This window comes from Maricaulis sp., assembly GCF_015665295.1.
GTDB lineage: Bacteria > Pseudomonadota > Alphaproteobacteria > Caulobacterales > Maricaulaceae > Maricaulis.
The window spans coordinates 197,923-209,890 of the sequence record NZ_JADFAJ010000012.1 but is presented as its reverse complement, the minus strand read 5'-3'; the positions used below and the strand labels follow the sequence as shown (position 1 = coordinate 209,890).

Here is an 11,968-nt window from a genome sequence, read left to right as displayed (position 1 = left end):
TTGCGCCGTTGGCGCGGGGGATGAGGCGATTGACCGTGCCTGTCTTACATATTTCCGACATTTTCCTTGGACGGATACTCTGCAACCATATCGTGGCCGCCCGCGTCATCAGCGCCAAGTGACATGTCGATGAAATGCGTTTTCGTCGACATGTTGGCTTCACTTGTCGATCCCGTCGACATGAACGGCAATTCCCGTCACGCCCTCGGCCTCCTGGAAGAACGCGTGGAAGGCCGCGAGCGTCTGTTCATCAACCCTGCGCTGGTTGATCTATTGCCCCACGATTGACCGGGCTCAAACCGCCTAAACCGCGACCGCCTCGGTCACCCGATAGGTCAGGTCATCGCCGTCAGCCTCGTGGATGGTGAGATAATCGCCAACGCGCATCGTGTGATCGCCGAGCCGGTAGACCGGCTCGTCCGGCCCCTCGTCTTCCTCGTCATAGCGGAAGAACCAGTGACTGCCGCGATGGGAAAGCCAGCCATCCGCCTTGTCCGCCGGGTCCGGGGAAAAGCGATCGACCGTGCAGGCCGCCTTGTTGGCGCGCCAGAGATCGAGATCGAGCTTCCCGTCCTTGTCCAGCGGCGCGACGATCACATAGCCATGCGCGTCATCACCCTCGGGATAGCCGGCATCCGGATTGCGGCCGAGCCGCAGGATCACACGTGTCAGACCCATCAGAAGTCTCCCTATAATCGATAAGGACATTTCGCGCCGGATCGGCCGCCGGGTCAATGCAGTGACGAAATACCAGCCTGCGGCATGCCCGCACAGGCAGATGTGAACAACGGCTCAAGCGGGATTGGTCCTGTCGCCGCTTCTCTGCTATCTCCCCTGCCCGCCCGAAGCTGACGAGATGGACGACATGGCTGCTGCCCCCCGGAAGACAAGCAAGGATGCGCCGCGCGCCTGGCAGCGCATGATTTCCGGGCGCCGGCTCGACCTGCTCGATCCCTCGCCCTTTGATGTCGAGATCGAGGATATCGCGCATGGCCTGGCCCGGGTTGCGCGCTGGAATGGCCAGACGCATGGCGATCACGCCTTCTCGGTCGCCGAGCATTCGGTCGTGGTGCTCGAGATTCTCGACCATCTCTATCCGGGTCTCGAACAGAAATGGCGCGTCGCGGCCCTGCTGCATGACGCGTCGGAATATGTGATCGGCGACATGATCAGCCCGTTCAAGGCGGCGCTCGGGGTCAATTATCGCGAGTTCGAGGACCGGCTTGAAGCCGCCATCCAGCTGCGTTTCGGCCTGCCGCCGAAACTGCCGGTCGAAGTCAAACGCAAGATCAAGCGGGCCGATGTGATCTGCGCCTATTTCGAGGCCACCCAGATCGCCGGTTTCAGCCACGGCGAATCCGTGAAATTCTTCGGCCGTCCCCCGGCCGGACTGGAGATCGCCATCAAACCCCTGCCCGTCAAACAGGCCCAGCAGCTTTATCTCGACCGCTTCGAGACCGTTCTGGCGGCTTTCGAGGGGCGGTGATGGTGAAGGCCGGCCAGTCCCTATCCGTCGGCCTCAACGCGGTGATCCTGGCGGTCGATGGCGACACGCCGCAAGTCCTCATCGTGCCCCAGCCGGGCGGCGGCGAGGCCCTGCCTTTCGGTCCGTTCGACCCCACCGAACACCGTACCCTGGAAATCGGCCTGCGACGCTGGGTCGATGAACAGGCCCGCTTCCAGCTCGGCTATGTCGAACAGCTCTACACATTCGGGGATCGCGGCCGCGAGGCGCCGGTCGCGGCGATGACCGGTTCGGAAGACGACCGCATCATCTCGATCGGCTATCTCGCCCTCACCCCCGACGTCTCGGACCCGCCGGAGGGTGGCGGGCAATGGCGCGCCTGGTATCGCTTCTTCCCGTGGGAAGACTGGCGAGAGGGACGGCCGGACATCATCGACAGCCAGATCCTGCCACGCCTGTCGGCCTGGGCTGACGAGGCGGGCGGCCCCGGTCGCCGGGCCTCCTGTCATGACCGCATCAAACAGTGTTTCGGGCTCAATCCCGGTGGCTGGCAGGAAGGCCGGGCGCTGGATCGTTATGAATTGCTGTACGAGGCCGGGCTGGTTGCCGAAGCGGCCCGCGACGGGCAGACCGAGCCGGGCCTCGTCGCGCCGGGCCTGGGCCAGGCCATGGCGTCGGACCATCGCCGCATCCTGGCGACCGCCATTTCGCGGCTGCGCGGCAAGATCAAATACCGCCCGGTGATCTTCGAGCTGATGGCCGATGTCTTCACCCTCTCGGCCCTGCAACAGGTCGTCGAGGCTGTCGTGGGTTATCGCCTGCACAAGCAGAATTTCCGCCGCGCCCTGGACCGTTCCGGATTCGTCGAAGGGACCGGCAGGGTGGAAAGCCGCACCGGCGGCCGCCCGGCCGAGCTGTTCCGCTATCGCCGCGAAGCCCTCGCCGGCCTGCCCTCGCTGGGCCTGGCGACGCCGCGGCTCAAGGAGGGGTGAGGCGGTCGGGGCCATTCGCACTGGCCATGAACAGCCAGAGGCTCCATCATGGCATTCTGGCAACCTCAAACTGAGCGACGGAGGCAAACATGGCTGACCGGAAAACCACCCCGTCCACCCCCACGGCGGATCAACAGGCCGAAGCCGGGACACTGACCATCAATCCGGCGGTCACGGACTCGGTGACCCAGGCCAATATCAAGGTCCTCGGCGACGCCCCCGCCGAGGCGATGGGAACAATCTACCAGACGGTCTCGCAGAGCACCGGGATCGCTCTGGAAGACATTGCGGACTACGAGGGAAGCCTTGCCGAGATTACCAGTGGGATGACGGCTGACGGCATCAAGCAGGTCCTCCAGGCTGGCGCTGAAAGCGCCAATCAGCCGGCGACCTCCCACGCCAAGTCCCCGAAGGACACGCGCGAAACCGGCTGACCGCACGCCCTGCGGTGCGGACAGGCCCTTGCCGGCAAAATCGTGTATGCGCCACGGCCATGTCCGAACTGCCCCGCCCCTTCGACTATCGTCCGCCGCCCGCCGGCCCGCTGCCCGTTCTCCATCAGGACGCACACCTCCTCGTGATCGACAAGCCGAGCGGCCTTTTGACCGTCCCCGGCAATCGTCCGGAGCGCGCCGACTGCCTGGAATCCCGGGCCCGCGCCGAATTCCCGGACGCCCGCATCATCCATCGGCTCGACATGGATACGTCCGGTGTCATCGTCCTGGCCCTGACCGCCCATGCCCAGGCGCATATCGGCAAGCAGTTCGAGAAGCGCCAGACGACAAAGTCCTATGTCGCCCGGGTCTGGGGCGAGATGACAGACGATGAAGGCGAGGTCGATGAGCCCATCATCACCGACTGGCCCAACCGGCCAAGGCAGATGATCTGCCATGAGCGCGGTCGGCCGGCGCAGACGCGCTGGCGGGTATTGGAGCGGCCGGACGGTGTCACGCGGCTGCAGCTGACACCGAGGACCGGGCGTTCACATCAGCTGCGCCTGCATATGGCTCACCTCGGCCACCCCATCCTGGGCGACAATCTCTATGCCCACGCGGAAGCCCTTGCAGCAAGCGACCGGCTCTGCCTGCATGCGGAACGCCTGGGGTTTCGGCATCCCGACGGCGGAGCGCCGGTAATATTTGAAAGCCCGGCACCGTTCTAGTCACGTCGCCGGGCAGCGCGGCGTGGCCCGGTTCTGCCCGGATCTGACCAGACGAGCTCGCCAATCGAGCAAGTTTCGTCTGTTCCTGTTGCGCCGCAACAATTTGTCTTGTTCGCCCGCTACACCGGCCTAACCTGCCCTTCAGTGTCAGGGTGCAACCAATCCGTTGCGGGGGCCAACGTGCTGGAACGACTGGAATACAAGGACTTTCTCCAGGCCACGGTGCTGGGCATTGCGATCTGCCTGGCCTTGCTGGCGATCAAGTTCGAGATATTCGGCTGGATCGGCGTGGCCGCCAGCCTTGTGCTCATGGTCGCCCTGTTCTGCGCCGGCCAGAGCCGCCTGCGCCGGGCGCTTATCCTGCCAGCCATCCTGCTCGGAGGCCTTGGCTACAGCGCCGCTTCGGCGACCGTTGCCGGCGCTATCCTTTGAAGCCTTGACTTTCGCCTCTTGCGCAATGCTCAGCTTGAGCATATATCTTTCTCACGGTTAAGCTCATTTCGAGCATAAGATCGCGCTTCCGGTGATGGCCCTTCCGCCGTCGCCTCTTTTCAGACCCCAGATATGCTCGTTTTGAGCAAAAGCGAGGGAAAAATGGACCGGATGAACATGGACGGCACGCTCCAGGACTTTGCTCAGGATCGGCCCGAACTCGCCTATACCGACGAGGTAAAAGCCGCCACGGACCATCTCTATGCCAAGGTCAGCCATGTCGTGACGCCGATGGAATGGCCCGCCAAGGCGCCGCTCATCCACGCCATCAACCAGCTGAAAAAGGAAAAGAACGCGGTCATCCTGGCGCACAACTACATGACGGCGGACATTTTCCACTGCGTCGGCGACCTGATGGGTGACAGCCTCGCCCTTGCCCGCATGGCCGCGGAAAGCGAAGCCGACATCATCGTCCAGGCCGGCGTCCATTTCATGGCCGAAACCGCCAAGGTCCTCGCGCCGAACAAGAAAGTCCTGATTCCCGACACGCGCGCCGGCTGTTCGCTGGCCTCCTCGATCACGGGCGAGGATGTCCGCCGCATCAAGGCCGCCTATCCCGGCGTGCCGGTCGTCACCTATGTGAACACCTCGGCCGATGTGAAAGCCGAGTGCGATATCTGCTGCACCAGCTCCAACGCGGTACAGGTGGTCGAGAGCCTGGGCAGCGACACCGTCATCCTCCTGCCCGACCAGTATCTGGCCAAGAATGTCGCCGCCCAGACCGATGTGACAATCCTCACCTGGGCCGGCAGCTGCGAGGTGCATGAGCAATTCACGGCCCAGGACATCCAGGATTTGCGTGATGCGCATCCGGGCGTGGTCATCATCACCCATCCGGAAAGCCCGCTGGAGGTTGTCCAGGCCGCCGATTTCGCCGGCTCGACCGCCGCCATGGCCGACTGGGCCAAGGATAGCGGCGCGAAGAAGGCCGTCCTCCTCACCGAATGCTCGATGAGTGACAATGTCGCCGCCGACGTCCCCGAGGTCGAGTTCATCCGCCCGTGCAATCTGTGCCCGCACATGAAGCGGATCACGCTGGAAAACATCTATGACTGCCTGCGCCTGGAACAGCACGAAGTGACCGTCCCCGACGCCGTCATCGAAGGCGCCCGCGCCTCCGTCCAGGCCATGCTCGACCTGCCCAAGCCGGCCAAGCCCGCGAGCTTTGATCCGACCAAGCCGGAAAAGCGTGTGGATCTGGTTGTGATCTAGGGGAGTTGGCCATGATGTCACGCGCAGCGCTGTCAGGCCCTATTGCGGCACTCATCATATGGGTTGTGATGCCAGTCACGTCGGCGGATGCCCAAATTCGCCTGATCAGGGATATTCCGGGCATGCGCCTTGTCGATGCTTGTGAGGAACAGGGCGTCGGCGACGCGACGCACCACCCCTACGCGGTTTCGGACCTACCCGCAGCCAGCTCTAATCGGAGCGAGCTGGAATGTAATCGGGTTCAATTTTACGGCCAGCTGAGGTGGATACCTGAAGGTACGGCAGGCCTCTACACCGACCTTCTCCAAGCCTATACGGCTTGGGATTTCAACGGGACCATGCCCCGAGTTTACTTGGCCGACTGGCCGCAGGATGTACCGGCTCTCTACGAGTTCAATGCCTCCACCGTTACACTCGAGGGTGTGCTGGTGAACGTGTGTGCGCTCGCCCGATCCGCTGCCTCAAGTGATAACCCGCCGGATTTCTTGCAGTTCATGGATCCAGCTGCTTTGGAAGACCTCTGCCGTGGCTTCCCGCTGCATGGCTACATGCTGTTCGACGTAGAATTGGTTGAACGACATTCCGATCCGGGACAACGGATACGAGGCGAGATGAACCGAGGCGTCGTCGGCGACCTCGTCCGTGCGGACCTGTCTCTTCCCCCCTACGACCAGATTGCGGACGCCACGCGAGCGTGGGCGTCTCGACTGGGCCGCGGCGAAGCGCAATACCTTCAAAGCCTGGGGCGGGCGCTATCCCGCGAGGAACGTAACGCGCTGCGCGAACAGCCCTTCTTGCCAAGCGATCTATATGGCGATTTCAACGTGATGCAGGCTAGATCCGGGCGATCACTGGCCGATCAGCCGATTGCGGTCTTCCAGTATGGAAATGGTGATATTGCCGACCCGACTTTGGCCCCTTTCATCGTGGGCTGTGTCTGCCTGGACGAAACCTGCGATGACGCGTGGCCGCTTGATAGGGTCGACCTACCCTGGATGCCCGGCAGCTTTGTCTGCACCCCAGGCTTCAACTTCAACTTCGAGACTCGCGCATGGGGCATCAGACAATGACCCGCCCCATCCTCATCTGTGGCGCTGGCATCGCCGGGCTCTGGGCAGCGCTGAAGCTCGCCCCGCGCAAGGTGGTCCTGCTCACCGGAGCGCCGCTGGGAGACGGGGCGGCGTCCGGTTGGGCGCAAGGCGGGGTGTCGGCGGCTCTGGCCGCGGATGACAGTGCGGCACTGCATGCCCGCGACACGATCGCGGCCGGCGCCGGGCTGGTCGATCGCGAGGCCGCGCTGGCCCTCGCCGAAGGCGCGGCAGCGGAAGTCGCGGCGCTGGCCGAATTCGGCGCACCGTTCGAGCGCGACGGTGAGGCCTGGTCCCTGTCCCGCGAGGCGGCGCATTCCCGCCACCGGGTGGCCCGCGTGAAAGGCGATGGCGCCGGCGCCGCGATCATGGCGACACTGATCGACGCGGTTCGCGCTGCCGAGCACATCGACATCCGTGATGGCTGGAAAGCGGTCTCCCTGCTGGGCGATGCGACCGCCTGTACCGGCGCGCTTGCCCAAGGGCCGGACGGCGAGATCGAACCCGTCGAGGCCAGCGCCACCTTGCTTGCCATGGGCGGGGCCGGCGGGCTGTTTGCCCTGACCACCACACCCGCGATCGCCCAGGGCCAGGCCATGGCGATGGCAGCGCGTCTGGGCGCGGTGATCCGCGATCCGGAATTCGTGCAATTCCACCCGACCGCCCTCAATGCCGGTCTCGATCCGGCCCCCCTGTGTACCGAAGCCCTGCGCGGCGAAGGCGCAACCCTGATCGACAAGACCGGCCATCGCTTCATGAAGGCCATTCACAGCGACGCCGAACTGGCGCCGCGCGATGTCGTGGCCCGGGCGGTGCACCGCCAGAATGCCCGCGGCAAGGGTGCCTATCTCGATTGCCGCGCGGCGGTGGGCGAGGCTTTCCCGGAGCGTTTCCCGGCTGTCTTCGCCGCCTGCCAGCAAGCGGGCATCGATCCGCGCGTGGAGCCCATTCCGGTCGCCCCGACGGCGCACTACCATATGGGCGGCGTGGCGACGGATATTGACGGTCGCACCTCCGTGCCCGGCCTCTACGCCATCGGCGAATGCGCCGCCACCGGCCTGCATGGCGCCAACCGGCTGGCCTCGAACTCGCTCGCCGAAGGGCTGGTCAGCGCGGCGCGGGTGGCGGCCATATTGAGGTCCTGGCCCTTGATGGGCGAGGAGGATCGCCCGCAGGGCGAGCCGGAGTGGGTGACAGGCCGCCAGCAACAAAACGCTGCGCGTCTCACCCCTTCCGCCCCTTCGGGGCACCTTCCCTTGTCCGGGCAAGGACCGGGTCCGAGCCTCCCTCCCCTCGCCCTCACCCGTCTGCGCCAGGCCATGTCGCGCCATTGCGGTGTCGAACGCAGCGAGGCGGGGCTGACCGAGCTGGCCGCACTGATCGACACGATGCGGGCCGAGCATGGTGAGACGGATGCGCTGATCGCCGCGCGCTTCATCGTCACCGGGGCACTGAACCGGCGCGAGAGCCGGGGTGGCCATTTCCGCAGCGATTGCCCACAAACAAGCACCAAAGCGACCCACAGCGCTCTTTGCCTGAACGATCTGGCTGCGGTCACGCCCCATCCCGCGGCCCTCAGCGGTCCGGCCGAATAGGAAAGCTCCATGCCTGCCATCCTGCCCCTGCCCCGCCATACCGTCATCGAGGCGGTGAGCCGCGCGCTTGCCGAGGACCAGGGCGGACGCGGCGACATCACCTCACTGGCCTGCATTCCGGCGAATGCCGAAGCAAAATTCTACGTCAATGCCCGCGAGGCCGGCGTCGTCTGCGGACTGCAACCCGCTCTGGAAGCAATCTGGCAGTGTGATCCGGAGGCCCTGGTGAGCCCGCAAGTCACCGATGGCGACGCAATCAGGCCCGGCGATGTGCTGATTTCGGTGACCGGCCGCGCCCGCGGCCTGCTGGCAGCGGAGCGTATCCTGCTGAACTTCATGGGCCGGATGAGCGGCATTGCGACGTTTACCGCGCGCTATGTCGAGGCGGTCAAGGGCACCGGTGCCCGTATCGCCCATACCCGCAAGACCACACCGGGCTTCCGCGCCTTTGAGCTGCAGGCCGTGCAGGCAGGCGGCGGCGCCCTGCACCGTTTCGGGCTCGATGACGCCATCCTGATCAAGGATAATCATGTCGCCCTGTGCGGCGGTGTTGCGGCTGCGATCAAGGCCGCCCGCACCAGCGCCGGACACATGACGCGCATTGCCGTGGAGGTGGACCGGCTCGACCAGCTCGACGCGGCGATTTCCGGCGGTGCCGAAAGCGTGCTGCTGGACAATTTCTCGCTCGATGATCTGCGCGCCGCCGTCGCGTCCGCATCGGGCAAGGTGACGCTGGAAGCCTCCGGCGGCGTCAATCTGGGCACGGTGCGCACCATCGCGGAAACCGGCGTCGATGTCATTTCCGTTGGCGCATTGACGCACTCGGCGCCAAATTTCGATATCGGGCTCGACGAAGCCTAGGGGAATTCCCCGCTATCCTGAGGGAGAGACTGGCATGTTCAATCACATCATGGTCGGCACGAACGACATCGAGCGTTCCAAGGCATTCTATGACGCCGTGCTCGCCACGCTGGGCGCCGGCGACGCGATCCGCAATGTCGCAGCGAGCGGCCATGTCCGGCTCTTCTATCGCCACAACGGCAATACATTCGGGATCAGCGAGCCGATTGATGGCCAACCCGCGACCTTTGCCAATGGCGCCACGATCGGCTTCAAGTGTGACAGCCCCGAACAGGTCAAGGCCTTCCACGATGTTGCGGTCGCCCATGGCGGCACCTCGATCGAGGACGCGCCGGGTCCGCGCACCAGTCCCATGGGCACGATGCACCTGTCCTATGTCCGCGATCCGGATGGCAACAAGCTTTGCGGCCTGTACCGCGAATCCTGAGCTGCCCGCCCGGCTGCGCCGCGCAAGTTTGACAATATCCGACCGGCGCTGATGCGGTGAAAGCCCTCGTCAGCGCCGGGGCGGCGTGCGCCAGCTGCAGACCGATATCGAGGTGTATGTTCAGCCATTCCGCTTCGTCGCGACAGGACAACCAGATCAGCATGCCCGTGACGATCGCCTGGCAGATCCGCCTGAATTGGCCAGGCAGGGTGACACGGCCGAGGGCAGACGAGACGCGGGCGCGCTGAGGCCTTGCGGGCTTACTCGCGCCCGGCCGGGAGCCCGGCCTCGCACGGCAACAGGTCGGCCGGCAACCCTTTCGCCGCCAGTTCGGCCGCGCTCAGGCCGCAGATTTCGTGCGGGAAGACCAGCCACTCATCACTCTCATGAACATAATAGTCCGGCGTGAGATCCGTCGTGTTGCGCAGGGGTTTGTAGTAGACGGTCGCAATACGCGCCTGGGCCGGGAAATTGCGTCGGCACTTGGCCCGCAATGTTTCGAGGACCGCAGCGATCGACCGGCCGCTGTCATAGACATCATCGACGATCAGCAGACGATCATCAGCCTCCAGCGTATCGACCAGATAGCCCTCGCCATAAACGCGGACATTGCGGGCCTGCTCGTCGATGCCGGTATAGGAAGCGGTGCGGATGGCGATATGGTCGGTCTCGAGCCCGCAACGAGCCAGCCATTCCTGTACGGCGATGCCGACCGGCGCACCGCCGCGCCAGACGCCGACGATATGGGTTGGCCGATAGCCGCTGTCGAGGATCTGCCGCGCGAGGCGAAAGCTGTCCTCCAGCAAGGCATTGGCAGTGATGTAGTGCTTGGCATGGCTCATGGCCCAGTGCTTTGCCCGCTTTGGCGCCGCAGCTCAACCATTTGCGCGGGCGACAGCGCAGCCTAGTGTGCCGTGAGCACAATCGGGGGAAGATGATGCGTCACGACCACAGCCTGCCGGAAGGCCGGATCCATACAGTTTTCATCGACAGCGAGGCTGTGGCCTGCAACCGGCTCGGCGACCCGACCCGGCGCCGGGTCGATGTCTATGTGCCACATGGCCATGACGGTTCCGGCCTGCCCTTGCTGGTCGACCTGGCCGGCTTCACCGGCTCGGGCCTGGGCCATGTGAACTGGAAGAATTTTGGCGAGAACGTTCCCGAGCGCGCCGACCGGCTGATCGCCACCGGCGTCATGAAACCGGCCGTGATCGCCTTTCCCGACTGTTTCACCCGGCTTGGTGGCAACCAGTATGTCAACTCGCCGGCCATGGGGATGTGGGAGGATTTCCTGATCACCGAAATGCTGCCGGTGATCGAGGGCAAGTTCGGCTGTGGCGGGACCGGCAGGCGCGCCGTCTTCGGCAAGTCCTCCGGCGGTTATGGCGCCTTGATGCATGCGCTCAAGCATCCCGATGTCTGGGCCGGCGCGGTCTGTCATTCCGGCGATATGGGCTTCGAGCTGATGTTCGCCACGGATTTCGCCCTTGCCCTGCGCCAGATCAACAAGCATGGCGGCACGATCACCAGCTTCATGGAAGCCTTCGAGCGTGCGCTCAAGCCGGCCGGCGACGACATCCATACGCTGATGACGCTGGCCATGGCCGCGACCTACGATCCCGACCCCGACCCGGATGTGCTGATGGGCATCCGCCTGCCGGTGACAATGGATACGTGCGAACGCATTCCCGAGCGCTGGGCCGAATGGATGAAATTCGATCCGCTGGAACGGGTCGACAGCGAGGGCGAGGGGCTGAAACAGCTCAAGGCTCTGATGATCGATTGCGGCGACATCGACCAGTACAACCTGCTCTACGGCGCCCGCCGCATGACCCGCAAGCTGACCGACATGGGCATCAGGCACCGCTATGAGGAATTCCCCGACACCCATTCCTCGATCGACTACCGGATGGACGTCTCCCTGCCCTTCCTCGCGGCGGCGTTGAGCGACTGATCAGGCCTTCGCCTTTGCCTTGGGCGCTATGATTTCCGGCTTGTCGCCACCGACGGCTCGCGTGAATGCGGTCGCCACCAGGGCAATCAGCAGGCGGGCCAGGATGGTGAAGAAGAGCAGCACGATCTTGTCATCGGAGACGGCGAAGCGGACCCCGGCCCGCCAGCGCCCGCCGATCGGCAGATGGGCGATCTGGTCTTCGACCCAGTCGGCGGCATCGAGCAGGCTGTGCAAGACGCCCTCGGCGGTGATCGAGATCACGGCCAGCATGATGATCGCCACAATGAAGGACAGGAACAAGGTCGCGATCATCGAGGAAATCTGGCTGATCAGGCCCGGCTCCTTGACCTTGTAGCGGTCGCTGCCGCCGGTCAGGGCCGTAAAGCTTCCGCCCACGAGCGCCAGGAGGATGCGGGCGATGATGGTGAAGATCAGCAGGACAATCTTGTCATCGCTGGCAAAGATCCGGACGAAGTTGTTGTAGCGGTCTTCCAACGGGATGGAGGCGATCATGTCCTCGATCAGGTCGGCGCCGTCCTGCACCCAGCTCAGCCAGTCGGCGGCGTAATACCACAGCCCGACCAGCATGATCATGGCCATGATCATGGACACAAACAGCGTGGCGGAAATCTTCGAGAGACGCGCAAGCAACATGATCTTCCCCTTGCCGCCGGGACTGCCCGGCTGACCTGTCGGGCACTATAGCGGTTTCACGCCGCA

Annotated in this window: 15 protein-coding genes; 12 read left to right on the top strand and 3 right to left on the bottom strand. The window is 64.4% G+C overall.

What is annotated here, in order from left to right:
* Positions 1–129 precede the first annotated feature (129 nt).
* Positions 130–288: a hypothetical protein gene (locus QZZ02_RS06810; protein ID WP_291843235.1), complete on the top strand. Its 159-nt coding sequence runs from the start codon at positions 130–132 to the stop codon at positions 286–288.
* 15 nt (positions 289–303) lie between these two features.
* Here the strand turns inward: QZZ02_RS06810 and QZZ02_RS06805 are convergent, their stop codons facing one another.
* Positions 304–678 (bottom strand): hypothetical protein, encoded by a 375-nt coding sequence (locus QZZ02_RS06805; protein ID WP_291843234.1) that lies wholly within the window; start codon positions 676–678, stop codon positions 304–306.
* Between the two features lie 187 nt (positions 679–865).
* Here QZZ02_RS06805 and QZZ02_RS06800 point away from each other — a divergent pair, with 187 nt between their 5' ends.
* The 10 genes from QZZ02_RS06800 (at position 866) to QZZ02_RS06755 (ending at position 9,294) form a co-directional block, all read left to right on the top strand.
* Positions 866–1,486: an HD family hydrolase gene (locus QZZ02_RS06800; RefSeq protein ID WP_291843233.1), complete on the top strand. Its 621-nt coding sequence runs from the start codon at positions 866–868 to the stop codon at positions 1,484–1,486.
* The gene (locus QZZ02_RS06795; RefSeq protein ID WP_291843232.1) at positions 1,486–2,457 is read left to right on the top strand and encodes an NAD regulator; all 972 of its coding nucleotides are present in this window, start codon (positions 1,486–1,488) and stop codon (positions 2,455–2,457) included. Before QZZ02_RS06800 ends, QZZ02_RS06795 begins: the two co-directional genes overlap by 1 nt.
* An 89-nt stretch (positions 2,458–2,546) precedes the next feature.
* Positions 2,547–2,891, top strand: a complete 345-nt coding sequence (locus QZZ02_RS06790) for a RebB family R body protein (protein WP_291843230.1) — start codon at positions 2,547–2,549, stop codon at positions 2,889–2,891.
* Positions 2,892–2,950: 59 nt separating this feature from the next.
* Positions 2,951–3,619 carry an RluA family pseudouridine synthase gene (locus QZZ02_RS06785; RefSeq protein ID WP_291843229.1) on the top strand — a complete coding sequence of 223 codons (669 nt, stop codon included), beginning with the start codon at positions 2,951–2,953 and terminating at the stop codon, positions 3,617–3,619.
* A gap of 180 nt (positions 3,620–3,799) precedes the next feature.
* Entirely contained in the window at positions 3,800–4,051 is a 252-nt protein-coding gene (locus tag QZZ02_RS06780) for a hypothetical protein (RefSeq protein ID WP_291843228.1), read from the top strand.
* A 132-nt stretch (positions 4,052–4,183) separates the two neighbouring features.
* Positions 4,184–5,323, top strand: coding sequence for a quinolinate synthase NadA (gene nadA, locus QZZ02_RS06775; protein WP_366511508.1), 1,140 nt, complete (start codon positions 4,184–4,186; stop codon positions 5,321–5,323).
* A gap of 11 nt (positions 5,324–5,334) precedes the next feature.
* Entirely contained in the window at positions 5,335–6,393 is a 1,059-nt protein-coding gene (locus QZZ02_RS06770; RefSeq protein WP_291843226.1) for a hypothetical protein, read from the top strand.
* The gene (locus tag QZZ02_RS06765) at positions 6,390–8,006 is read left to right on the top strand and encodes an L-aspartate oxidase (RefSeq protein WP_291843225.1); all 1,617 of its coding nucleotides are present in this window, start codon (positions 6,390–6,392) and stop codon (positions 8,004–8,006) included. The genes QZZ02_RS06770 and QZZ02_RS06765 overlap by 4 nt, the downstream gene beginning before the upstream one ends.
* Positions 8,007–8,015: 9 nt before the next feature.
* Positions 8,016–8,867 carry a carboxylating nicotinate-nucleotide diphosphorylase gene (gene nadC, locus QZZ02_RS06760; RefSeq protein WP_291843224.1) on the top strand — a complete coding sequence of 284 codons (852 nt, stop codon included), beginning with the start codon at positions 8,016–8,018 and terminating at the stop codon, positions 8,865–8,867.
* A gap of 34 nt (positions 8,868–8,901) precedes the next feature.
* Positions 8,902–9,294 carry a VOC family protein gene (locus QZZ02_RS06755; RefSeq protein ID WP_291843223.1) on the top strand — a complete coding sequence of 131 codons (393 nt, stop codon included), beginning with the start codon at positions 8,902–8,904 and terminating at the stop codon, positions 9,292–9,294.
* Between the two features lie 260 nt (positions 9,295–9,554).
* On the opposite strand, the gene QZZ02_RS06750 is transcribed toward QZZ02_RS06755, so the two are convergent.
* The gene (locus QZZ02_RS06750) at positions 9,555–10,136 is read right to left on the bottom strand and encodes a phosphoribosyltransferase family protein (RefSeq protein WP_291843222.1); all 582 of its coding nucleotides are present in this window, start codon (positions 10,134–10,136) and stop codon (positions 9,555–9,557) included.
* Between the two features lie 95 nt (positions 10,137–10,231).
* On the opposite strand from QZZ02_RS06750, the gene QZZ02_RS06745 reads away from it, so the two are divergent.
* Positions 10,232–11,248 (top strand): alpha/beta hydrolase-fold protein, encoded by a 1,017-nt coding sequence (locus tag QZZ02_RS06745; RefSeq protein ID WP_291843221.1) that lies wholly within the window; start codon positions 10,232–10,234, stop codon positions 11,246–11,248.
* Here the strand turns inward: QZZ02_RS06745 and QZZ02_RS06740 are convergent, their stop codons facing one another.
* Positions 11,249–11,902 (bottom strand): hypothetical protein, encoded by a 654-nt coding sequence (locus QZZ02_RS06740; RefSeq protein ID WP_291843220.1) that lies wholly within the window; start codon positions 11,900–11,902, stop codon positions 11,249–11,251.
* Positions 11,903–11,968 lie beyond the last annotated feature (66 nt).

Bases quoted from the DNA above. Each gene is read 5' to 3' on its own strand.
- QZZ02_RS06765 (WP_291843225.1), top strand. From the start codon at position 6,390: ATGACCCGCCCCATCCTCATCTGTGGCGCTGGCATCGCCGGGCTCTGG.
- nadA (WP_366511508.1), top strand. From the start codon at position 4,184: ATGCTCGTTTTGAGCAAAAGCGAGGGAAAAATGGACCGGATGAACATG.
- QZZ02_RS06795 (WP_291843232.1), top strand. From the start codon at position 1,486: ATGGTGAAGGCCGGCCAGTCCCTATCCGTCGGCCTCAACGCGGTGATC.
- QZZ02_RS06770 (WP_291843226.1), top strand. From the start codon at position 5,335: ATGATGTCACGCGCAGCGCTGTCAGGCCCTATTGCGGCACTCATCATA.
- QZZ02_RS06750 (WP_291843222.1), bottom strand. From the start codon at position 10,136: ATGAGCCATGCCAAGCACTACATCACTGCCAATGCCTTGCTGGAGGAC.
- QZZ02_RS06805 (WP_291843234.1), bottom strand. From the start codon at position 678: ATGGGTCTGACACGTGTGATCCTGCGGCTCGGCCGCAATCCGGATGCC.
- QZZ02_RS06800 (WP_291843233.1), top strand. From the start codon at position 866: ATGGCTGCTGCCCCCCGGAAGACAAGCAAGGATGCGCCGCGCGCCTGG.
- QZZ02_RS06745 (WP_291843221.1), top strand. From the start codon at position 10,232: ATGCGTCACGACCACAGCCTGCCGGAAGGCCGGATCCATACAGTTTTC.
- nadC (WP_291843224.1), top strand. From the start codon at position 8,016: ATGCCTGCCATCCTGCCCCTGCCCCGCCATACCGTCATCGAGGCGGTG.
- QZZ02_RS06740 (WP_291843220.1), bottom strand. From the start codon at position 11,902: ATGTTGCTTGCGCGTCTCTCGAAGATTTCCGCCACGCTGTTTGTGTCC.
- QZZ02_RS06810 (WP_291843235.1), top strand. From the start codon at position 130: ATGAAATGCGTTTTCGTCGACATGTTGGCTTCACTTGTCGATCCCGTC.
- QZZ02_RS06755 (WP_291843223.1), top strand. From the start codon at position 8,902: ATGTTCAATCACATCATGGTCGGCACGAACGACATCGAGCGTTCCAAG.
- QZZ02_RS06790 (WP_291843230.1), top strand. From the start codon at position 2,547: ATGGCTGACCGGAAAACCACCCCGTCCACCCCCACGGCGGATCAACAG.
- QZZ02_RS06785 (WP_291843229.1), top strand. From the start codon at position 2,951: ATGTCCGAACTGCCCCGCCCCTTCGACTATCGTCCGCCGCCCGCCGGC.